The 22,914-nt window shown below is 52.4% G+C and carries 21 protein-coding genes and 1 tRNA gene; 14 read left to right on the forward strand and 8 right to left on the reverse strand.

The window, feature by feature from the left end; all coding sequences use genetic code 11:
* Positions 1-31: 31 nt before the first annotated feature.
* A complete protein-coding gene (locus tag CA13_RS33420; protein WP_146404418.1) occupies positions 32-733 on the reverse strand; it encodes a glycine zipper domain-containing protein in 702 nt (233 codons plus the stop codon).
* A 208-nt stretch (positions 734-941) separates the two neighbouring features.
* Positions 942-1,406 (reverse strand): transcriptional regulator NrdR, encoded by a 465-nt coding sequence (gene nrdR / locus CA13_RS33425; RefSeq protein ID WP_146404419.1) that lies wholly within the window; start codon positions 1,404-1,406, stop codon positions 942-944.
* A gap of 79 nt (positions 1,407-1,485) precedes the next feature.
* Here nrdR and CA13_RS33430 point away from each other — a divergent pair, with 79 nt between their 5' ends.
* From CA13_RS33430 to CA13_RS33445, 4 genes are all read left to right on the forward strand, one after another.
* Positions 1,486-2,124, forward strand: a complete 639-nt coding sequence (locus CA13_RS33430; RefSeq protein WP_146404420.1) for a PH domain-containing protein — start codon at positions 1,486-1,488, stop codon at positions 2,122-2,124.
* A gap of 109 nt (positions 2,125-2,233) precedes the next feature.
* On the forward strand, positions 2,234-2,638 hold the full coding sequence (locus tag CA13_RS33435) for a GYF domain-containing protein (RefSeq protein ID WP_146404421.1): 405 nt from the start codon (positions 2,234-2,236) through the stop codon (positions 2,636-2,638).
* Positions 2,639-2,718: 80 nt separating this feature from the next.
* On the forward strand, positions 2,719-4,374 hold the full coding sequence (locus CA13_RS33440; protein ID WP_146404422.1) for a TlpA family protein disulfide reductase: 1,656 nt from the start codon (positions 2,719-2,721) through the stop codon (positions 4,372-4,374).
* Positions 4,375-4,469: 95 nt separating this feature from the next.
* Positions 4,470-4,700, forward strand: a complete 231-nt coding sequence (locus CA13_RS33445) for a hypothetical protein (RefSeq protein WP_146404423.1) — start codon at positions 4,470-4,472, stop codon at positions 4,698-4,700.
* On the opposite strand, the gene CA13_RS33450 is transcribed toward CA13_RS33445, so the two are convergent.
* Positions 4,674-5,453 carry a (5-formylfuran-3-yl)methyl phosphate synthase gene (locus tag CA13_RS33450; RefSeq protein ID WP_146404424.1) on the reverse strand — a complete coding sequence of 260 codons (780 nt, stop codon included), beginning with the start codon at positions 5,451-5,453 and terminating at the stop codon, positions 4,674-4,676. The genes CA13_RS33445 and CA13_RS33450 overlap by 27 nt on opposite strands.
* Positions 5,454-5,602: 149 nt before the next feature.
* Between CA13_RS33450 and CA13_RS33455 the strand changes: the two genes are divergently transcribed.
* The 6 genes from CA13_RS33455 to CA13_RS33480 all read left to right on the forward strand — a co-directional run bounded on the left by CA13_RS33455 (position 5,603) and on the right by CA13_RS33480 (position 10,373).
* A complete protein-coding gene (locus CA13_RS33455) occupies positions 5,603-6,790 on the forward strand; it encodes a ribonuclease D (RefSeq protein ID WP_146404425.1) in 1,188 nt (395 codons plus the stop codon).
* Positions 6,791-6,895: 105 nt separating this feature from the next.
* Entirely contained in the window at positions 6,896-8,218 is a 1,323-nt protein-coding gene (locus CA13_RS33460) for an endo-1,4-beta-xylanase (RefSeq protein WP_146404426.1), read from the forward strand.
* 232 nt (positions 8,219-8,450) lie between these two features.
* On the forward strand, positions 8,451-9,092 hold the full coding sequence (locus tag CA13_RS33465; RefSeq protein ID WP_146404427.1) for a ClpP family protease: 642 nt from the start codon (positions 8,451-8,453) through the stop codon (positions 9,090-9,092).
* A gap of 69 nt (positions 9,093-9,161) precedes the next feature.
* The gene (gene clpP, locus CA13_RS33470) at positions 9,162-9,755 is read left to right on the forward strand and encodes an ATP-dependent Clp endopeptidase proteolytic subunit ClpP (RefSeq protein ID WP_146404428.1); all 594 of its coding nucleotides are present in this window, start codon (positions 9,162-9,164) and stop codon (positions 9,753-9,755) included.
* A 73-nt stretch (positions 9,756-9,828) separates the two neighbouring features.
* Positions 9,829-9,902 (forward strand) — tRNA-Lys (locus CA13_RS33475).
* A gap of 45 nt (positions 9,903-9,947) precedes the next feature.
* Entirely contained in the window at positions 9,948-10,373 is a 426-nt protein-coding gene (locus CA13_RS33480; protein WP_146404429.1) for an FKBP-type peptidyl-prolyl cis-trans isomerase, read from the forward strand.
* A 25-nt stretch (positions 10,374-10,398) separates the two neighbouring features.
* On the opposite strand, the gene CA13_RS33485 is transcribed toward CA13_RS33480, so the two are convergent.
* Both CA13_RS33485 and CA13_RS36015 read right to left on the reverse strand, forming a co-directional pair.
* The gene (locus CA13_RS33485) at positions 10,399-12,255 is read right to left on the reverse strand and encodes a DEAD/DEAH box helicase (protein WP_146404430.1); all 1,857 of its coding nucleotides are present in this window, start codon (positions 12,253-12,255) and stop codon (positions 10,399-10,401) included.
* 496 nt (positions 12,256-12,751) lie between these two features.
* Positions 12,752-13,687, reverse strand: a complete 936-nt coding sequence (locus CA13_RS36015; RefSeq protein ID WP_419195294.1) for a hypothetical protein — start codon at positions 13,685-13,687, stop codon at positions 12,752-12,754.
* Between the two features lie 500 nt (positions 13,688-14,187).
* On the opposite strand from CA13_RS36015, the gene CA13_RS33495 reads away from it, so the two are divergent.
* Positions 14,188-14,949, forward strand: coding sequence for a hypothetical protein (locus tag CA13_RS33495; protein ID WP_146404431.1), 762 nt, complete (start codon positions 14,188-14,190; stop codon positions 14,947-14,949).
* A 24-nt stretch (positions 14,950-14,973) separates the two neighbouring features.
* On the opposite strand, the gene CA13_RS33500 is transcribed toward CA13_RS33495, so the two are convergent.
* The 3 genes from CA13_RS33500 to CA13_RS33510 all read right to left on the reverse strand — a co-directional run bounded on the left by CA13_RS33500 (position 14,974) and on the right by CA13_RS33510 (position 18,484).
* Positions 14,974-15,744, reverse strand: coding sequence for a rhomboid family intramembrane serine protease (locus CA13_RS33500; protein ID WP_146404432.1), 771 nt, complete (start codon positions 15,742-15,744; stop codon positions 14,974-14,976).
* Between the two features lie 140 nt (positions 15,745-15,884).
* Entirely contained in the window at positions 15,885-17,234 is a 1,350-nt protein-coding gene (locus tag CA13_RS33505; RefSeq protein WP_146404433.1) for a polysaccharide biosynthesis/export family protein, read from the reverse strand.
* Positions 17,235-17,371: 137 nt separating this feature from the next.
* Entirely contained in the window at positions 17,372-18,484 is a 1,113-nt protein-coding gene (locus tag CA13_RS33510; RefSeq protein ID WP_146404434.1) for a hypothetical protein, read from the reverse strand.
* 409 nt (positions 18,485-18,893) lie between these two features.
* Between CA13_RS33510 and CA13_RS33515 the strand changes: the two genes are divergently transcribed.
* The 3 genes from CA13_RS33515 to tsf all read left to right on the forward strand — a co-directional run bounded on the left by CA13_RS33515 (position 18,894) and on the right by tsf (position 22,813).
* On the forward strand, positions 18,894-20,480 hold the full coding sequence (locus CA13_RS33515) for a glycosyltransferase family 4 protein (protein ID WP_146404435.1): 1,587 nt from the start codon (positions 18,894-18,896) through the stop codon (positions 20,478-20,480).
* 308 nt (positions 20,481-20,788) lie between these two features.
* Positions 20,789-21,586, forward strand: a complete 798-nt coding sequence (gene rpsB / locus CA13_RS33520) for a 30S ribosomal protein S2 (protein ID WP_419195295.1) — start codon at positions 20,789-20,791, stop codon at positions 21,584-21,586.
* A gap of 240 nt (positions 21,587-21,826) precedes the next feature.
* Positions 21,827-22,813: a translation elongation factor Ts gene (tsf, locus tag CA13_RS33525; protein WP_146404436.1), complete on the forward strand. Its 987-nt coding sequence runs from the start codon at positions 21,827-21,829 to the stop codon at positions 22,811-22,813.
* The last annotated feature ends 101 nt before the right edge of the window (positions 22,814-22,914 follow it).

Genomic DNA, 22,914 nt, shown 5'->3' on the forward strand with positions numbered 1-22,914 from the left:
TCGTCATCCAAATTCGTTACTAACAAACGCCTTAGAATCGGATATGAACGCCCGAGCGATAGGGCACAGGGCGTGGATGGTGGTGGTAGTAGTGCGGATGGGGACGGTAGTAGTGTGGATCATAGGAGGGAACAACCATCCGCTCTTCCACGTACACGGGGGTTTGCTGAATAATCGGTTGAACGGCCACCGGTTGTTGCACCCGAGCCATGCGTTGGGTTCCCGTCGGTGATTGTTGCATTGCCGTGATGACCGTTTCACTGACGCCTGCTTGATGCAGCGCGATGATATCCGGAACATTTAATGCTTGCTGCACCCCTCGTTGTTTGACTTGGTTAACGATCACCGAATCGCTTAATCCACTTCGGCTCATTGTGGCAACGTCGGCGATCGACACGGCGCCTTGTGTGGCAACCATCGCCGATTGTTGTGCTTGATAGTACTGCTGTTGTTGGCGGATCGCGTTTTCTTTGTCATTGGCATTGCCGAGCAATCCCCCGGCCACCGCCCCGACGACGCCTCCGATCGCGGCTCCCGCGCCCGCTTCGCCGTTATGGTCGCCGATCAATGCTCCCGCGACTGCGCCGGTCAATCCACCCAGAGTCGCACCGCGCTGCTTTCCGGCCTGGCCGTAGCTGTTCGCGGAGATTCCGAGCACAAGGGTCGTGGCAACAGTCCACCGCAGGGCGGTCCGACCTATTGTTTGATGAAAAAAGGGGGTCTGGAAAAACATGGTTCCATCCTTGGAAATTGGCCTTCGAATTTGGCCTTCGAATTTGGATTCTCGGTTCGGCGCCACGGACGAAGTCATTGGGCCGACCTTAGTGACGCAGTGGCTTATCGGATAAATCCGCTTTGATGCCCAGATCAATCTTGCGATTCGAGATGGCAAACGGCGCGTTTTTGTTCACCAACTTCGCGATTTCTTGAAACGATCACTTTTATTTTTTTGCATTGGGGCCAACGATTTTGGAAATGGCCTGAATGAAGTCGTTGGCATCATCAAACTCGCGGTAAACACTCGCAAATCGGATGTAGGCGACCTCGTCGAGACTCGCCAGATGGCGGAGCACGATCGCGCCGATTTGGGTCGCAGTGACTTCGGAATCGAATGATTCATAGATTTCAGCTTCGATACTTTGGACAACCTGCTCAATTTTCGAGCTTTGGATCGGTCGTTTTGAGCAAGCACGCTCGACACCTCGACGAATCTTTTCCCGGTCGAGCGGTTCCCGAGTTTGATCGCTTTTTACGACACGAACATTCAATTGTTCCAATTTTTCGAGCGTCGAGAAACGTCGATGACACGAATTACAGATCCGTTTACGACGAACCATGTAGCCAGCTTCTGCGGCTCGCGTATCGAGGACGCGGTCATTGTCGACGTGGCAGTAAGGACAACGCATGGCATCTATGTTTAATGACGGGAAACGGCTGGGCCGGTATATTATCGGAAACCATCGTCGAAGGAAAGGAAATCGAGGCATGAGCGACAACGAAAACAACGATAACGACCTGAAAAACAAGAATCCCTCGTACCGCTCCGATAACTCGCCGTTGGGTACCCCTGCGGATGCAGAGGAATCGGCGGCATCAAAGTTTCGACAACAAGTCGCATCGAAAAAGTCGGGGCTCGACGACTTCGAACCCGAAGAAAATTTGTGGAGCGGGCGATATAGCAGTAAAGCAATGCTGGGAACTTGGATCCTGATGATTGCCTCGTCGCTCGCATTGCTGATTTTGGCGGTGCTACTTGAACCATTCCCGCTTTGGGCCGCTGGCGCGCTGATATTGCTGATTTGGGTCGCCGGCGTTTTCATGTACGCTTGGCGGCGGTTGGGGTACCACTACCAATTGACGACCCAGCGTTTTATTCACAAAACAGGGATCGTGACTCAGCGAACCGACCGGATTGAGGTGATCGATATTGACGATGTCAGCTTCACCCAAGGGCCCGTTCAGCGTATGTTCGGAGTTGGCACGATCCGGTTAACGGGCAGCGACCGGACCCACCCGGAGCTTCAGATGCTGGGGATCGCCGAAGTAGACGAGGTTGCGGGCCTAATTGACGACATTCGTCGAAAAGAGCGGAGGCGTCGCAGTCTGCACATCGAGTCGATATAATCAAAGCGAGGCAGGTGGTGTGACGAGACGAAACGCTGCCACTGATTTTTTGGAGTCAAGTGTTTGCTTGACGCAGTTCATTTCTGAGTCTGGTTGAGAGGAAATCGGCGTGGCCGAATGGTATATCCAGCAGTCAGACGCGGTCGAAGACATTGGTCCACTTCGGCCCAGCGACTTGCTAAAGATGGTACGCGGGGGTGAAGTTACCCCCGAAACTCGAATTCGTAAGGATGACTCGGCATGGTTCAATGCCTCCGAAGTAGGAGGTTTGTTTGAAGCCGCCATGCGTCCGACGATCGAGTATTTTTGTCCGCAGTGCGAGCGACCGGTCCACGAGCCACCCGTTGTCTGTCCGAATTGTGGCCGCGAGATCCATCGTGCGTTGACGAAAATCACCGAGAACACGATCGCCAGCGGATCAAAACGAGCTCATCATCACGATCAACCTGGTAAGTCGGTTCAAAATTGGTTGAAGAGCAAGATGCTGCGCCGCGATGAAGATCCCGACCAATAAGTACCTGCTTTCTTGACGCAGTCTTTCTCCATCCTGTAACAAACGCGATTGCCGCGCTCACTCCAATCCATAGCAACACTGTGTCAAATTTTTTAGTTCACTGCAAAGTCGCGTTTCCAATCGTCATTTCGGTTTTACTATTGCTCGGTGGTTGTTCCAACAGCAAACCATCCGAAGCTTCCGCTCAACCTGATTCCGAATTGAATCTGTCTCAATCGGCCCAAGACGTAGTCGAACAACCTAGCCAGCCACAACCGGACGAACCCGATCGGACACAAACGCCACAGGCACCGTCACAAGAGGCATCACCACAGGCACCTGTTTCCACTTTGCCCAACATGCCCCACAGCCAGCCTGCGACACCGGCATCCAGTAGCGAGGCGGACTTTGGTACCGCGATACTGGGTCAAGCCGAACCGACTCGTCAATTGCGTGCCGACTTAACACCGGCCCAGTTACGTGAATTCCTTGCTGGTGCCGATTCGGACATGCAACTCGTTGCCAGCGGCCGGACCGGAATTCGCGACCAGCAAGAAGCGATTCTAGAGATGCAGCGGATCGTTAAACGAAAACTCGAAGCATCGCGACGGTTGCGTGATCACGGCGACGCCACGGAAAGCGAAACGAGCGAAGGCGCTCGAGGCGAATTGCAATCACTTTCACATTTGGCGGCGCTCGGTGATTTAAAAGCAGCAATCGAACTTGAAGAGCTTGCCAATGCAAATTTAACTTCAAGCGACTCCGTGTTGGTCACCGATAGCCGCTTGGTGCTGATTGGATTTGCGATCGAATCGCTGCAAAACGGTAATGACAACGCCGCCCAAAAGATTACAGACTTTGTCAAAGACTTGGCGTCCTCTGCCAACGCGCCCGGTATTCCTGCGATGATGGTGATGGGCCAGGCGCGCGACATCCTATCAAAGTACGAGCACGACGAAGAAGCTAAATTGATTCGCGACACGATCATCGACTTATACGCGAATGCATCCGATCCCGAAATCGCAAAGATGGCCGCACAATTAGCAGGCAGCGTCCAATACGACGCGATTGATCATTTGCTTCAACAGGCGATCGATGGCAAGTCCGTGAGTGAAACCGATTGGTCAGTCTCTGTGCAGACCCTGATCGATGAATCGCCGGACCTACAAACGGTGCAATACCTTGCGGGGGCCGCACTTCAATTCGAAGGACTCGAGCAACGAGCACTTGCCGATGTCACTTACGAGAAACTTGACGAGACCTTTTCGAGCCTCGACACTGCGACGGGCAAAGAGGCTCGCTTGGCGATCGTGGCTCGACAAGCGCGTGAAAACTCCATCGGAAAAACGTTCGACCCTGATTTACAATCGGTCGATGGTTCAGCGCTTTCGATGGCCGACTATCGCGGAAAAATCGTGTTAGTGCCCCTCTGGGCGATGGGTTTCCCGGAGTCGATGCAAGTATTTGGCCCGCTTCAAGAACTGGAACAGGAATCGCCTGATTTGATCGCCGTGGTGGGGATCAACCTGGATCCGGCCGGGGCGCCGGTCGCTCAGTTTGTCAAGCAAAACCGAATCACATTTCCGAGTTTTCGAGCAGAATCATCCCAGACGGCTGAAGTCGCAAATGAAGTCGCCGCTCGATTTGGGATGGTTTCAGCACCCTTTATGGTAGTGCTCGATCAACAAGCACGCGTTGCCTCGATCAATTACACGCTCACTCAATTAAGACGCTCGATCGCCGAATTGCGAGAGTAATTTTTCGTCACCGAAAACGATCCGACCGAGCAAAGCGAAATCTGGTAACTAAACTATGGGTTACCTCCTACGTTTGTCTTTTTTCGGATTCCGCAATGCAGTTTATTGAACTTACTGGCAAGACGCTGCTGGAAGTCGTCAACGAGGGCGAAATTGATCTAAAACAACTCCATGAATCGGGCGTGACTGGTGATTCGATTCTTCGCATTAACAAACACGGCGAAATTGAACTTCGGTCTCGAAACGGATGGAAATTAGTCGGTGGGTTAATCGGCAATTTCGAAGAACGCTTGATGGCGCTAACCCAATTGAATTGGGCTGGATAGTAATCCCACCTTTTCCACCCACGCTTTCAACCGAGCAGCGTTGAGTTTTCCGCGTCGGCCAATTTTGCTATCCGGATCACAAACATCACCACGAACGGCAAAGCAATCGGGATGGATGCCAACGGAGTTTAGGAGGTCGACACTCTCCAAACGCATTGATCCGGCGAGTGACCATTTCATATTGGCTGCCTCAGCGATCCTTTGCAGCCGAACGAATCGGTCGAAGGAAAGAAGATCGAGGGAGCCTGCACCATTTTTCTCAAACGTGTCGATTAGACAACGCTTGAAGCCCAACTCGGCTGCAAGTTGAAAGATCCGCTCGGGCGCAACACAACCTGCAAGTTGGTGATCCGCGTACGCGACCGGAACAAGCTCGGCAGCCGCGTTTCGGCAAGCGAGTCGGTGATGAGCATCCCGCCATAGTCGAGCTAATCTTTTGGGGCAATCGATGCCACTCGGGCCAACTTTCGCGAAACGAAACGTTTGGGGAAGTTGATCGATGATTTTCCCGTAATCTTCGGATTCCCCAAGTGCCGCGGAAAGGAGCGAGTGTTTAGACCGGAGCTTACCGATCGGATGCATCAGCGCCCCCCCCCACGCGACGACGATCGCAGATGCCCGGTGCCAGACCAGCGGGTCCACCGCAGCAAGGGCCCCATGGTTAGGTTCTTTGAAGTCGATGATCTGTACTTTGGCCGCTATCGCCTGCTCAAACTCAGCAATATCTCGAACGCTGACTAGTAGATCCCGCACAGGTAGACTCCTTTACACGTTTAAGATTGAAATCCGAGCCGATCAACCAACAATCAGGATAGGCGATTGTACCGAAACGGGGTAAAGTCCCATCTTGCGACTACAACGTTGTCTTCAAAATTCTTCTCCCTTAGTTTCAAAGTTTCGCTTTGCAATACGACTCCATCTCTAGCCTGAACGAACTTGAGGATCTATGTACTCAGATCGCGGACAGCCATTTGGTGGGGTTTGATACCGAGTTTGTCTCCGAAGACAGCTACCGGCCCGAACTGTGCTTGATTCAAGTGGCACTCCCGGACCGGTTGGCGATCATTGACCCCTACAAGCTTGAGACGACGAAGCCGTTTTGGGAAGTACTTTCCACGCCTGGGCGGATCGTTGTCGCCCATGCCGCTCGCGAGGAAATCCGGTTCTGCTACCGATTTTCGAACAAGCCAATCGCAGGGCTTTTTGACACCCAATTGGCCGCAGGGTTTGTGGGCATGGAATACCCGGCGTCTTTGGCGACGCTGGTTCAACGGTTGGTTGGCAAATCGTTGCCAAAGGGCGAGACACGAACGAATTGGCGTCATCGGCCATTGTCAAAAGACCAAATCACGTACGCACTTCATGACGTGACGGATTTGGAAACAATGCACACCAAGTTAGCGTCGATGGTCAGCGAGCTCGGACGCGCTACGTGGGTCGAAGAAGAAACGGCCAACTTGCAGCAAAAAGTGATCGATGCCGAGACACGCGAAAATTGGCGCCGCGTCAGCGGGTCAGCGGGTTTGAACGCTAGGCAACTCGAGACGGTACGGCAACTATGGCTGTGGCGTGAAGGACGTGCTCGCGAGACCGATCGGATTCCTCGCCGAGTCATGCGAGACGATTTATTGATTGAACTTGCCAAACGAGCATCCGCTGACATTGACAAGATTCGCGGTATTCGGGGACTGGAACGACGTGGCTACATCGGTCAATACGAAGCGATTGCCAAAGCAATTCAAACGGCGTTAAATACTCCCGAAGCCGATCTGCCACGTCGGGCGCGTGGAAGTCGAAAATCGGTTTCGCCGATGCTAAGCCAATTCCTATCAACTTCGATCGCGTGCATCAGCCGCCAACATAAACTGGCCCCACCGATCGTCGGTAACGCGGATGACGTACGTGAACTGTTAGGTTATGAACTCGAAAAACGCAAATCGGATTCGTTGCCATCGTTATTGGAAGGATGGCGTGGCGAGATTGTAGGGAAACCATTCCGCCAGTTGCTCTCAGGGGAGCTAGCGATTCGCGTTGCGGACGTTGACGAGACCCAACCGCTCGAATTCATCGACGTACCGCCGCTGAAGTGAAGTTGCAGTGATGGCCAATCGAGTTGACGGGATGTGACGTCGTCGGGTTTGGGTTATAGTGGATTTTCCCACCTTTCCCACTTCCCACCTTGGTTGAATCTTGCCATGAAAAAATCATGTCACTTCTGGTGCGCCGTCGCATTCGCGACGTTTCTATCGACTTCCCCTGCACTCGCAGATACCAGCGATGAGTCTCTATGGAAAGAAGCAGGTGCTAGGATTGAAAAGCATCGAAAAACGGATGTCGTGATTTGTGTTGTTGATCGTGACGGCAAACCGGTTCCCAATGTCCCCGTTCGATTTGAGCAGACGCGGCACGCATTCCTGTTTGGATCAAACATTTTCCGATGGCAAATCGATGATGCGAATTTGCAGACCATGTATCGCGATCGGTACGCAAAGCTATTGAATTTTGCCACAGCCGGGTTTTATTGGCAAAGCTATGAGTGGAAGCCAGGCAAAACCAAACTTGACCAAACGAAGAACGTTGCCAGATGGTGTGACGAAAATCGGATTCTGCTCAAAGGCCATCCGTTGGCATGGAACCATAGTGATCCAAAATGGTTGCCGGACGACAGTGACGCGATCTTTGATTTGCAGCAACAACGGATTACCGACTGCATCACGTCGCTTGATGGCGAAATCGACACTTGGGATGTTGTCAATGAACCAACGCATGTCGATCGCAAGGAGTTCGTGCAGCGTGCGCCAAAGCTGACTCGCATGTGGATGGACAAGGGACAAATCGAATTTGTAAAAGCCTGTTTCCAAACCGCCCGTGCCGCCGGACCAAGTGACACATTGCTTGTGAACGATTACCGCGTCGACGATGACTACGCAGCGGTCATCGAGCAATTAGTCGACGCCAATGGTAAACCGCTTTATGACAAGATCGGAATCCAAAGCCACCAACACGGCGGCACGTGGAGTAATCACCAGATTTGGGCGGTGTGCGAACGCTTCGCGAAGTTCGGCGTTCCCCTACATTTCACCGAAGTGACCATCCTTTCGGGGGAACTTGGGGGACGAGCCGATGACGACCAAAAACCGTGGCCGAGCACGCTCGAGGGTGAAGCGTATCAGCAATCCGAGGTGGAGCGATTCTACACAATGCTCTATTCGCACCCGGCGGTCGAGGCGATCACGTGGTGGGATTTCTCAGACCTCCGGTCGTGGAAAAATGCGCCAGCCGGATTGTTGCGAGCTGACATGACTACCAAACCAGCGTATCATTCGTTGATGCGGCTGATTCACAACGAGTGGTGGACCGACGAACAACTCGAAACCGATTCGGATGGTAAAATGTTTTGTCGAGCGACCTATGGCGACTACAAGGTCACGGTCACGTCGGACAAAGGCGAACCCGTGTCGGTCGCAGCAACGGTCTATCGCGGTCGAGCCAACGAAATCGTCCTGCAATTGCCCTAAACCTGTGCAATTGCCGTAAACCTGTTCGCCAATGGAAAAAAATCAGGCGTTTTTGGTCATCAAGAACGGCTCTGGTGCAACCCGTCTTGCCTTCACGGCAATAATGACGAACACTAACGGAAATCGAACACTCGATTACTGCGTACCGGTGCCCTCCTAAATGGAAACTAGCGCCGGACAACCCTTGCTGGGAAACAACCAGTCAAACAGCCACCTGTCTGAAAGAGATTGCATGAATTTGCCGCATGTTCACGGTTTAACGAACACTCACGAGTTGTCCAACAGCCATTCGTACCAGAGTTATCAACGTCAGCGTCAATTAACCCTTGGCGATTTGCTGCTCGAAAACCGCATCGTGTTTTTGCAAGGTGAGATCCACTACGCAAATGCTAACGATGTCGTCATGAAATTGTTGTATCTGCAAAGCGAAAACCGTCGCAAAGACATCCATTTTTACATCAATTCGCCAGGCGGATCGGTCACCGCAACACTAGCGATTTATGACACGATGCAAATGCTATCATGCCCTGTGGCGACTTACTGCGTCGGCGAGGCTTGCAGCGGAGCCGCCGTGCTATTGGTGGGTGGCAGCAAGGAGAAACGGTTCTGTTTGCCAAACAGCCGGGTGATGATGCATCAACCGATGGGTGGCGTGGGCGGTCAAGTCAGCGACATTGAAATCCAAGCAGCGGAAATGTTCCGTTACCGTGACGTGCTGAACCAAATCATCAGCACGCACTCGGGCCAATCGGTCGAAAAAATCGCTTCCGACACTGACCGCGACTTCTTTCTCAGTGCAACCGAAGCGAAAGAATATGGATTGGTCGACGACATTTTGACCAAGCCGCCTGCGTCCGAAGAGGACGAAGATTAGTTTTAGCCGCAGCCTCTTCCACATTCCTTTCGAGAATTCAACAAAACACTCTGTATAGAAAGTCATAGCATGCCACTGATTCCTTACGTCGTCGAAAAGAGCGGCCGCGAAGAACGCGTTTACGATATCTATAGCCGTCTGCTGAAGGACCGCATCATTTTTCTCGGTCAACAAGTCGATGACCATATTTCCAACGCGCTTGTTGCCCAGATGCTGTTCCTACAATCGGACGACCCAAAGGCCGACATTCATCTCTACATCAATTCGCCCGGCGGAAGCATCACCGCTGGAATGGCGATTTATGACACGATGCAATTTGTATCGTGCGACGTAGCGACCTATTGCATTGGCCAAGCAGCATCGATGGGCGCTGTCCTACTGACCGCTGGAGCCAAAGGGAAACGATTTGCCCTTCCCAACGCCCGTATCATGATCCACCAACCACTTGCTGGGATGCAAGGGACCGCACGAGAAGTGGAAATTCACGTTGGCGAACTCCGCCGAATCAAGCAACGTATGAACGAAATCATGATCGAACACACCGGTCACACGCTCGAGAAGATCGAACAAGATACCGACCGCGACCGTTTCATGAGCGCCGAGGAGGCCTGCGAATACGGCCTGATCGACAAGGTCGTCGATCGCTCTGGTCAAATGTCCTAGTGAAGGACTACGTCTGAAGAGAGAAGTTTTAAGTAGACTTCTTATTTCACATTTGCACTTCCAAGCTTCCGAAGCCCCCTTCGTCTAGCGGCCCAGGACGCTGGACTTTTCAGTCCAGAAACAGGGGTTCAAATCCCTTAGGGGGTACCTTGGACGCACTTTGCTGCCCGATTTCATCAACACGGAAATACCATGAGATTCTTTCTGATCCTTGCCGTCGCTCTGTTCGCATGCGGATGTGGTGTTGAAACCGGGCCAAGTAAGATTGACTCAGATGCGCCGACAGAATTCACGACCACCGGGTCAGGTTTAAAGTACCGAATTCTCCGAAAATCAGACGGTCGGAAACCCAAACCAACCGACAATGTGATGGTCGACTACGCCGGGTGGCTCGACAACGGCAGCGAATTCGACAGTTCGTATGCCTCGGCCAAGCCCGCCACGTTTCGACTCAACCAGGTCATTCCTGGATGGACCGAAGGAATGCAATTGATTGGGGAAAAGGGAATGATCGAATTGGAAATTCCGCCGGAGTTGGCATATGGGGACGCAGCCCAGGCGAAAATCCCACCGGGCTCGACCCTCCATTTCAAAGTCGAACTGCTTGAAATCAAGTAGCCAAATAGCTCGCTAAGCAAGATCTTTACTTGGCGACCACCTTTGCGTGCTTGCGTTTTCCTGATTTCTTGCCCGACATCGCCGGACTGTTCTTACCCTTTGGCGATTTTTTACCGAACCGCTTGGGGGCACCGTTTCCAGCGAAGGGCTTTCGCTTGCGGCTATCGCTTCCACCTTTTCCGCCCGCATGACCTTCCAAACCGCGGATGTCTAATTGCTTTCCAACGACCCAAGTGCGGCGAAGCGTTTGGAATATTTCGTTTGGCATCCCTTCGGGTAAATCGACGGTCGTGTAATGCGTTTGAATATCGATCGGGCCGATAAATTGGCCTTCGATACCCGCTTCATTGGCGATCGCACCAACCAGATTACCTGGCTTTAGCCCATCGACATGACCGACTTCGACTCGAAATCGTTGCATTCCTTCACGAACCGGACCGTTTCGCATCGAGCGTCTTCCCGATCTACGATCAAAATCCTGACTTTCATCTCGATCTCGGCGGTCTCCAAAATCGCGTTTTTTCCCACGCTTTGGCTTGGGCGCATCCTTGAGCAGTAACGGGCGGCCACCTCGCGTCATTTCCGCAAGCGCTGCTGCCACCATCTCGATCGGTTGCTCCGTTTCCTCGACATATTGGCTGATCAGATCTTTGAAGAACGAAACATCTCGCCCTGCAATCGTTTCCGTGATGCTGTTTTTAAAACCATCAATTCGCTTCTTGTTAATCTCTTCCGTCGTAGGCGGATTGACCACTTCAATGGTTTGCCGAGTCAATCGTTCAATCGCACGGAGTCGTCCGGTTTGGCTTCGCGAAAGCAAAAGAATGGCTTCGCCACTACGTCCGGCTCGCCCGGTGCGGCCAATGCGATGAATGTAGGATTCGCTATCATGGGGTGCGTCGAAGTTAATCACGTGACTGATGCGTGATACATCCAAGCCTCGAGCAGCAACATCGGTTGCCACCAAGATATCCAAGTGGCCCGACTTCAACTTATCGACGGTCCGTTCGCGAAGCCCTTGAGGCATGTCACCGTTCAGTGCCGCCGCAGCATAACCCCAACGTGTTAGATTATCGGCCAAGGTGGTTGTTGATTCTTTGGTTTTGGCAAATACGATCACGCCGTCTGTGGTTTCGGCTTCGAGAAGCCGCATCAACAATTCTGGTTTTTCTCTTGGTGTTACGTACAACGCTCGTTGGCGAATTCCATCGGCCGTCATCGTTTTCTGCTTGATTTGAATCGTTTCAGGATTCTTCAAGTGCTTATTGGCAATCCGACGAATCGGCTGCGGAAGGGTTGCAGAGAAAAGTGCGATTTGAGTCTCCGCCGGAGTCTGATCGAGTACAAATTGGACATCTTCAAGGAAGCCCATGTTCAACATCTCGTCCGCTTCATCGAGCACCAAACAATCAAGTTGGTTCACGACAAGCGTGCCACGTTTGATATGGTCAATCACACGACCAGGTGTTCCGACAACGACCTGAACACCTCGTCGCAATTGTTTCAGTTGGGGTTCGTAATCTTGACCGCCATAAATCGCGGCGACCGACATCCGGTCCATTTCGCCACCGTAAGTCGAAAAGGACTTTGCAACTTGAATCGCAAGCTCTCGCGTCGGTGCAAGCACTAACACTTGAACCGCCGTTTTACTCGGGTCAATTCGTGACAAAATCGGCAGCGCGAAGGCGGCGGTCTTTCCAGTTCCCGTTTGGGCCTGGCCAATCACATCACGTCCATCGAGCAGGTGTGGAATGACGGCGGCTTGAATAAGTGACGGCGTCGTATAACCAGCTTTTAGCACGGCTTTTTGAACGGCGTCGGAAAGAGCAAGGCCAGAAAATGTTTCGGTAACGGTAGCGGGGCTGTTGTCCAGCTGAGTCATACGGGTACTTTGCAAGTAAGAGCGTGTTCGAAAAAGGGTCTCACCCTCGATAGAACACGCTTTGATTCAACACCACTCGGTAGGCACCGGTTTGTTGAACTGGATGGTCTGACTCAGAATCGGCCAGAGCAATGGATAAAGCACGTTCGTAGAGGAATTCCTCGCGGCAAAAGCGTTGCCACGGACAGGCAGACTGTAAGAAAACATTGTCTTTTCCGCAACTCTCGGCGCGAGGTCGCCCTCGCATTGCAGGTAGGTTTATAACGACGCATCGTGCACTGTGTGACGCAATTGGATCACCGAGAGTCCTTAGCGTGAATCAACGCCCCCTTCGCAAAAAACGCAAAACTTTCAGTTTTCCAACTATCCATGTGGTTCTTCGGTCCGTGCCAGGCGACTCTCTTCAACTTCGGTTGTGGTCACGCCAACAAAAAAACGCGAGACAACTGTCTCGCGTTCTCTTGATATCCATCGTTAGCAAACAACAATTGGTTCGCTAACCTTTTTTCGAAACCGAACTCGATGAACTCTCGATAATGGGTTCAACGTCCATGATTTCGCTCTGCTGTGTCTCATACTCGTCTTGCGAACTTGCGATACGTTGAGCTTCAGCCACGATCAGCATCGCGGTCTTCAATTCGATTGGCGAGAACCAGCGCACGTTGCCTGTGTACTTGCTTTCCGAACGGTTCTTGACTGCCAGTTCCTGCCAAGACAATTTATCCAATATGTGCCACGCTGCGGCCTGCGCTGAGTTTTGGGTAACAAGCGAATTGCCAAGGGCTTCACATACCAAGCGAACGCTTGTATCGGTCGTGACTTGTTCCAGTGGAACGATTTTGTATTCCATCCGTGGATTCGGGTCGGGCTTACCGTGTTCTAGACAAACCGTTGCGACCGAGAGCTTCTTGGTGCGTTCTGGTGGAACTCGCATCATGCCGCCCATGCCGCCGCCCATGCCACCCATGCCGCCGCCCATGCCGCCACCCATGCCGCCACCCATGCCGCCGCCCATGCCGCCGCCCATGGCTTGGCCACCGCCACCGCCCATGCCGCCACCGCCCATGCCGCCCATGCCGCCGCCCATGCCACCCATGCCGCCGCCCATGCCACCCATGCCCATTTGAGCAAGGACATGAACACCAGCAAACGCAGATGGCAAACGCAGATGCATCGGCTTGTCCGTCAAATTCTTAACGATCACGTTTGCGTTGGTCGTATCCAACGGTATGAACTTGACTTCGACTTGGCCTGCGTCCATCGCCTCGAACAGACCGGCATTGATCGCATCGTCGTCCGGCAGCAAGCTTTCAGCTCGCAAAGTCGCCCCATGGAAGACGCTAACGCTAATGCATAAAAATGCGGAACAGAGTGGAAGCAGCAGACCGGTGCTGCGTTGAGAAAGTTTCATCACGCCGTTTTTCCTCTTCATCGATTCGCCTCTTGTGTAGGAGAAGTGTTTTGAAAATGCGTCCCGACAAACGAGGCGAATCAGATCGTGCAGCCAACCAAATTCTTCTGCGATGAACGACAGCCCCTAGCTGTCGATTCACGAGCCGACTGGTTTCCCCGGCGAACACGAACGATTTTCTGTCAAAGACACCCCCTACAGGATAATCGCTCGCAGTGTTCCTTCCAAGCAGAATCCGGCTCAGATCCGCAATCTCTGGCAGAAGACCCTACAAAAGGTCCGATCCAGAGAACCGGAAAAATCGTTCCTCTGCGATGCCCATCGATTTCCACGAGATGACTCGTGTTTCCACGAGATAACTTGGGTTTCTATTGGATTTCGTCCACCGGCAACTAATATCAAGGATTCGAAAGCGTGAATCATAAGAGCCAGAAGCCGGAAACCACGACAATTTGATGAATGATCGTCGTATTTTCTTTTGGCCCCATTCCCCCCCTCCAAGCGAAAGGTCCCTCCTAACTATGAAACGCAACAAATCAATCTACTCGCTACTCGTCGCAGCACTCGCGATCGGACTTCTTGGTGCCCCAATTCGCAGCAGTTTGGGTCAAGATGAAGCTGCCGATGCAGTGACTGAAACGGTTGAAGAGGTTACCGAAGCGGTTCCTGAAGCCCCCGAAGCGGACGTCATTGTCGCCGAACCGGTCGAAGTCGAAGAAGCTCCGGAAGCCGCTGAGGAAACACCGGCACCGATTGAAGAGCCCGCTGAAGAAGCAGCCGATGAAATGGAACCGGTGGCCGATGAAACGCCAATCGCCGCACCTGCGTCGAAGGAAGAAACCCCACCGGCTACCGAGGAAGCCGCTGCAGAACCCGCACCTGCTGCTGAACCCACACCTGCTGCTGAGCCTGTTGCTGAGCCTGTTGCTGAGCCTGCAACCGATGCCGAACCTGTTCCGATGGTGGAACAAGAAATCCCGCCAGCACCGAGTGCGCCTATCGTTTCAATGGAAGAAGCGACTCAGTCTTACCCAGCACCATTACCGGCTTCTCCTTCATCGCCTGTCGATTATCCGATTTATCCACAACCGACATTCGATGCGGCGTACCCATGTCAAGGCGAATACGCTCCACCAGCAACCAATTGCTGCTACGAAATGCCAATCAATGCAGGACCAATTTGTTGCGAGCCAGTTTGTTGCGAGCCAATTTGTTGCGAGCCTGCACCTTCGTGCTGCAAGCAACAGCGCGGATGCCTGAGCCGTCTGTTCAGTTGCTTCTAGAGCTAGCTTGACGACGAATAAAGCTTAGAACCGCCGCTCGGTAACGGCTTCGTGACCGAGTGGCGAGCGGCCAATGACAATGGCCGCCAGTGCGCCGGCAACAAAGCCGCCTATATGTGCCCACCAGGCCACGCCTCCAGCAACTCCGCCTGCTATCGCCGTCACACCGCTGAAGGCTTGAAACAAAAACCAAATCCCAAGGAAGACGGGTGCAGGTAAGACGATTGTTTGCAAAATGACAAACAACGGTATCACCGCCATCACTTTCGCGTGCGGATACAAATACGCATACGCCCCCATCACTCCCGCAATCGCGCCACTGGCTCCAATGGTAGGAATGACGCTTTCGGTGCCGGTGAAGTAATGGGCCAACGCCGCCGCGATGCCGGTTCCCAAATACATTGCTGAATAGCCAACGTGCCCCAAACGATCTTCGACGTTGTCTCCAAAAATGTGGAGGAACCACATATTGCCAAGAAAGTGCATCCATCCACCATGCAAAAACATACAGGTAATGACCGTCATCCATGCCGGAATGATCGGCGACGCCATCTCTCGCGTCACTTCACGAACCTGGATGCCGTAAGACGTCATTTCTTGGACTTGTTCTCGAATAACCAAGTCAGCAGACGGATTCGATAGCCGAGCAGGTGTCATCCCAAATCGCTCGACGATCGTCGCATCACCGGGGCCAGCCGAAAGCTGGATTAGAAAAGCAACCGTACAAATCGCGATGATGATGTAATTGACGACCGGGGTCGTGCGGCTGGGTATGCTGTCGCGTAAAGGAATCATAGTGCGAAATTATCACTCGATCACTGCCATCGGCAACCCGTTGATCCGGCGTGCCATGGACATCAACGAAAAAACCGCACTGTGACCGGTTGGCGACAGTGCGGTTTCGCGTTTCGTAGGACTTGGTTGCTTCTCAAAACCTAGTTTCGAAGCAACTCTCGAATTCCGTAAGTAAAGAAGGTTGCGATACCGAAGTTAAGCACTTCCTCTTCACAGGTGTGTTGGAGGATGATCGTATCACCGGCCATGATCAGCGGTCGGCTCTTCGGATCATTAATCGCTTTCGTCAGGTCCACTTCGATTGCAACTTGCCCGTTACAGCGTGTTTTGCGAAGGATGTAAACACGCCCTGGTGGTATCGACGAACCAGCTGAACCGATCAGACTGCCCGATCCACCTGAGACTGATTTCCCAACTCCGCCGCCAGCAACCGCGATGGCTCCGAGAACGTCAAGGTCGTAGTCACGTGGTAGCGGGAATTCTCCCCCAGGCAGCAAGCCACCAGTGTAGTAGACTTCGGTTTCTCGCGATTCGATGTAGACAATGTCGCCATCTTGAAGCGTGATTTGTTCGTTGGTGATATCTGGAATAACGCCTGGTTTTACACGCAATGGAATTCGCAGGATCGAAGGATCCTCTGGAAGTTCCGGTGGGCAAGCACAAGGATCTAACATCGCGGCACGTTGTTGTGCATAGAATTGCTGCATGAATTGCGACCGTTTACGTTGGTCCGCTTCGGTTGCCCGAAGCACCTTCACTTCGTTTTTGGCGTTCAATCCAGGAAGTCCGCCGGTTTCAACCAAAGCATGAAGCACATCGTTTTGGTACGCAGGCAACTTCACCATTGCACCGCTTGCACTTCTGTCGCTGCCACCGCGAATGTAGTCGGCCGCAAGGTTTTGCACATTCAATCCACCGCCGTCTTCACGCACCACGATCACGTCGTAGGTTCGTTCCTTGATAATCGTGACAATCGGGCGAGCTTTCTCGGGTCGCAAGATTTCGTTGTCGATGTAAGCATCACGGATCGATTCGCGAACTTGCTCAAGCGTCAAACCTTCCACGTCGAGTGGCTCGATCAATGGCAGAGCCAACGTCCCGTCGTCTTGTACAGCGATTGGATAACCAATCGAAGGTGGCAAAGTGCTTTCCGAATCGGGGAAGTTCACTGGCGGTGGTTCGGGCGGTGCATTGGGTGGATTGAAAGGTAGCACCCCTTCAATATAGACGCCCAAAATATCGCCACCTGAGATTTGGTAATCACGAGGCGGTTCGAGCGAAAGTAGCGAAATGTCAACGGGGACCAAATCATTCTTTGGCTCAGCAAAGAATGTATCAGGCAACCGATTGGCGGGAACACCATCGATGGGCTGCGTCAATGTCGTGCAACCGGTAAACGAGGTGCATAGAAGACCGGCGGCGACTGCGGTCGATAAAGACCGAAGAATGCGGGACGCCCGTTTTCCGACTAGCAAAGATTTCCTGTTCATCCCTGAACTCTCTAACAAAGGATAATTCGTATGCGTAAATTGGGGCGCTGGTGGGCGTCACCACGAGACAATCGTTTTCGAGATAGGCCGACTCTGATGGGAGGCTTCCGTTCTCGAACAAAATCAAGTTATCAAGATCACTGAAAGCTAAACGGCAAATCTGCTGCGGATGACTTCGTTGCCGATTTCGCCTCAGGCTTGCTATTCGATGCGTCCGAAACAGGCTCTGCAATTGCGGCAGTTCCGAAAATGCTGTCGATGACATCGTTGATGTCTGCCGACGCAACGGTATCGGAATTTGCCGAATCGCTGTGGGCCTTCGCAGGAGACGATGAACTTGATGGGCGGGGTTCCAACTCAGGTATATCCGAGGAGGAGGCACTGAAAGAGTAACCCTGGTCGTCGTTAAACATCATCGCTCCGGCGTCTTCACGAAGCTCAAGTACATCTTGCAGACTCGAACCAGTATCTTCTTCCTGAACTGCAGGCGTGCCTTCCTGCATCGGTGCCGCGTTGGTGTTGTCATCAACAAACGGACTTTGCGGCAGATCCAACCCGATATCATTATCGCTTAAGGCTGGCGCTGCCATCATCGCCGGAATCGCCATTGGTGCTGCATTCATTGGCATGCGGCCCGTTTGGATTTGATTCCAATGCCCCACGCCATCTTGCTCAGCGGCTTTGACGCCCATCGGATAACCTGCGAACCAATCGTTGACGGCCGATTGACCGTTAGCCGATTGATAAGCCCACCCCCAATACTTCGACGGTGCTACCGAGGGAATACATCCGTTGCCGCCATTAGCGACATCCATGTAGCCTTCAATAAAACCGTCTTTGAACGCTGAGGATGGGTTACAGAATTGGTGTTTCTGACAATGCCAAGCTTTCGCGGCCATCACCCTGTTGCGGTGACCGATCATAAACTCGTCCAACGCCTCCGTTTGTTGAACCGACTTGCAGACACCACTAAACATGGTGCATCCAGTTGATCCGACAATCGCGATGGAAAGTCCTGCCAACATCACAGCGCGGATGGCGCGACGACTACGACGAGACTTGCGAGTTAGTTTGCTTGAACCGGACGCAGCTGATGAAACAAGTTCACCAGGCGGCAAGCTCGCACAATCATCCATTGAATGGTTCATAGCGTTTTCCGTTTCCGCGACGCCACTTTGGGCGTTGATTCGTGTTTGCGGTAAAATGAGTGAACGAATCGCCATTTGGCCCCCCTTTGGCAGCAAAGGCATTCCGGTTCTAGTCCTACTGTTTGTGACGGTTGTACGTTTAAATACCACCGCTCAGGGCTATTTATCGCCGCGTTAGGCCTGTGGGATTAGCTAAATATTTCGGAAACAACGCTTGTGACGACAGGTCGGGTTATAACGACAATGTCAGTTCGTCCAAATCATGCGGTTTTTTCCGTATTTTCTAGCAAGGGAAGCTATGCTGCTTAGAACAGAAGGAAACACAATTAATTGCAAAAAATTCGGTTATCGCCGGTTCGCCTAAGCAATCCCATTTTTATACTGGGGCTGACGAATCGGCTTCATTCACTGCGACAGATCCATCATTTGCCTGTAGTGATTTCCGCTTCATCGGGCTATAACCTATCGAAATGCCCTACGCCCCACGAATTTTACACCTAGGCAAACTTTTATGATTTGGTTGCTCCTAGCGAGTCTAGCCGTTTCAACCGCTGCGGCGTTGGTTCTCGTTCCCGCCGTGCGAGCACTCGCTTGCCAGATCGGCATGATCGACAAACCCGATGCCCAGCGAAAACTTCACACTAAACCGATCGCACTTGGCGGTGGCGTTGCGGTCTTCGGGTCACTGCTCGTGGGTTGCATTCTCACCCTCCTTCTCGATGTCCAGTTTTTTGGTGGCAAGTTTTCCGGCGTTTTGATGAGCGGACATTGGAAATTGCTTTTCGTTGCTGCTGGGGCAATTTTGGCAGTCGGGTTAATCGATGATCGATGGGCTCTTCGTGGTCGCCAAAAACTGCTGCTGCAATGCATGATCGTAGCTGCGATCGCGGGTGGTGGATCGATGATTCGCGAGCTCAGCCTATTCGGTTTCGAATTCCAACTCGGCTTGCTGTCGCTTCCGGTTACGATGCTGTGGCTTTTGATTGCCATCAATGCGTTGAACTTGATCGATGGTGCCGACGGGATGGCGACGACCGTTGGAACAATCGTTTGCCTTGGACTTGGCATTTTAAGTTGCCGCGACGGTGTCAGTTTCAACGGCATTGTCTGCTTCGCGTTAGCTGGCTCTTTAATGGGCTTTTTAGCGTTCAACCGTCCTCCTGCGACGATCTTTCTCGGCGACGCTGGCAGTATGATGATCGGGTTATTCGTAGGTGTCTTAGCGATTTGGTCTAGCGTCAAAGAATCAACCATTTTGGCGTCGGCACCTGTTGCGATCCTTGCGATTCCGCTGTTTGACTCAACCGCTGCAATTCTCAGGCGATGGCTAACAGGGCGCAGTATGTACGCGACCGACCGAGCCCACCTGCACCACTTGCTTCAAGCCAAATTTGGCAGCCATGGCATGCTTGTGGTCGTTGCTGTACTTTGCCTCATCACAACCACATTATCGGTTGTGGCAACCTTTTTCGGGCTTCCTTGGTTGGCAGGGATCGGGGTCGTCTTTGTGTTGGGTCTACTTATCGTGACTCGTTCCTTTGGTTACGCCGAATTCCGCTTGGTGTTAAGCCGGATGGCAGGAATTTATCGATCGTTTTCTACGTCACCGCGAGACACCGAATCGAGAAAGCTGGAGCGACAACATGCGCTTCAAGGAAATGGCGCGTGGGAAACGGTCTGGGAACCTTTGGTGGAATTTGCCAAATCCCACGATCTTGCGAGCATCAAAATCGACTTGAACATGGCATGGCTACACGAAGGTTATCATGCGTCTTGGCAGAGCGTCCGGCTACCGGAAAAAGCCAATCAGCTTAGCATGAGCGTGCCTCTTTTCACGCGTCAAACGATGAACGAGAGTGAAATGGCGATTGGCCGACTGCATATCATTGCTCCTGCCAACACACCGATGATCTACCAAAAAGTAGCTGAATTTGTCGAGCGATTGGATGAACTTGGGCCTCAAATCGACCACGTCATCGAGCAGCTCTCTGCGGATGACACATCGCACGATTCCAAGGTTTTCCACTGGCCAAAACGCAGCGAAACGGTCGCTCCAACGAGCGAGCAAACTGCCAGACAGCCCACCGGGGCGAATTAGCTTCGCGAAGCGATCGGGATCCCTTGCCCAATTCGTACCGATCCGCTACCTTTCTTGGCTTCTTGATCCGTGGAACAATCATCCAAACCGATGGTCGCCACGGTTCTTTCCAATTCGTTTTCGCCACTGCACTTTGGGACGAAGGGCATACGCCGATTGCTTGGAACAGACTTTTTGCACCAGCTTTCCGGCCGCTCTGGTTTCGACCGAAATCGATGCGACAGACTTAATCTCTATAGTTTTTCGCGTTTTTTCGGTGATTCTCGTAGCCCGCAGCCGGCCACATCAAAAGGTTTAAGAAACACTTAATGACCACGACTCCATCAAGCCCAATCGTACAAGAAATGATCGAAGCGGGTGTCCATTTTGGGCACCGAACGAGTCTCTGGAATCCAAAGATGGCACCGTACATCTTTGGCCGCAAGAGCCAAATTCACATCATGGACATCCGCGAAACCCTGCGCGGCATGCTCCGAGCCAAAAAATATCTTAGCCAAGTGGCCGCTGGCGGTAGCTTGATTCTGTTCGTCGGCACCAAACGCCAAGCAGGCGAAGCGATGGAAGAGCAGTCGCTGCGATGCGGAATGCCTTTTGTATCCGAGCGTTGGCTGGGTGGTACGTTGACCAATTTCCGCACCATTCGCAGTCGTTTGGGTCGCTTGGAAGAACTTGAAGGCTTGAAGGCCAGCGGCGAATGGGATAATTACAGCAAAAAAATGCAGTCCGCATTAAACCGCGAGTACCGGAAAATGTACCGCAACCTGAACGGACTTCGTACCATGAACCGGTTGCCCGAATGCCTGTTCATCGTTGACCCCGGTAAAGAACGTAACGCCGTACGGGAAGCCAAGCGACTTGGAATTACCACAGTTGCATTGATCGATACCGACAGCGATCCTTCGTTGATCGACTTGCCGATCCCAGGCAACGACGACGGGATTCGCAGCATCGAATTGATCATGAAGCAATTGGCTGATGCCGTGATTCAAGGCAAGGGTCAAGCAGCGATGGAAAAGGGGAAGACGCCTGAAGCAGTTGCTCCAGCGGGTGCGGAAGCCGAAATGGTTGCTGCCGCAACGACAACCGAAGAACGCCCTGCGGAGTAATTCCGGTAACCCTAAACCGCCCACCCCCCTAAAGCGTGGATCCCTGAAGCGTGGATCCCTGAAGCGGACCTTCGAGTCTTAATCAACAATTTGCCAAGCCAGTCGCCACTGGCTTTTTCGTCTATAGCGCCGTTCCCTGCGTTTGCAATGATTCGTGAACGCGAGCGAAAATCCGCGATTCGGCCCGGCGTCTGTCTGTCCAGTACTCCTGTTTAACCTAACTGTATCATAGGAAAGAGAATGTCTATCTCAGCAAAAGACATCGCGAATTTAAGAAAAGCAACCGGCGCCGGCATGATGGATTGCAAGGCTGCGTTACAAGAGTCGGGCGGTGACCTCGACGGAGCGATGGATTATCTACGTAAAAAGGGCCAAAAGGTAGCCGCAAAACGTGCGGATCGCGAAACCTCCGAAGGTGTGGTTGTCTCGTTGGTCGATAAAAACGCCAAAGAGGGCATCATCCTCGCCATCGGTTGCGAAACCGACTTTGTTGCCAAAAACGATGACTTCATCGCATTCGTCAACCAGCTCGCAAAAATCGCTGCGGACAATAAGGCCAACACGACCGACGAAGTCATGGCCTTGCCATTTGATGACACGACCATCGGTGAAAAGCTGATTGCTCAAACGGGCGTGATCGGCGAGAAGATTCAAATCGTCGGTTACAATCGAATACAGGGCGAAAATTTAACGTCCTACATCCATGCCGGTAGCAAAATCGGCGTGATTGTCTCCTACAAAGAAGGTGGCAAAGAATCCGAAGCACCCCAATTCTTCCGAACCGTTGCGATGCACATCGCAGCGATGAATCCATCGATTCTTCGTCCAGAAGAATTTGATGATGAATTGGTGACCAAAGAAGCCGAAGCACTTCGCGCCCAAATCATCGCGGAAAACGAGACGAACGAACGCGAAAATCTTGGCAAGCCACAGAAAAATGTTCCTCAGTATGCCAGTAAGCGGCAGCTGACTCCGGAAGTCTTGAAGCAAGCTGAAGAAGCGATTAAGGCGGAACTGAAAGCCGAAGGCAAGCCAGAAAAAATCTGGGACAAGATCGTCCCGGGTAAAATGGAGCGATTCATTGCCGACAATACATTGCTCGATCAAGAACGATGCTTGTTGAGCCAAACCTTTGCTTTGGACGATACAAAAACTGTCGAAGCGGCCATCGCAGACTTCAGCCCCGAAAGCGAAGTTGTCGAATTCACGCGAATTTCGGTTGGCTAAAATCAACGTTGCTGGCTCTTTTGTTGCTGGCTCGATAAAACAAACCTCGTTTGGCCCCCATCGGGCTCGACGAGGTTTTTGTTTATACTTTTTGGCACGCC

Source organism: Novipirellula herctigrandis, assembly GCA_007859835.1.
Classification (GTDB): domain Bacteria; phylum Planctomycetota; class Planctomycetia; order Pirellulales; family Pirellulaceae; genus Novipirellula_A; species Novipirellula_A herctigrandis.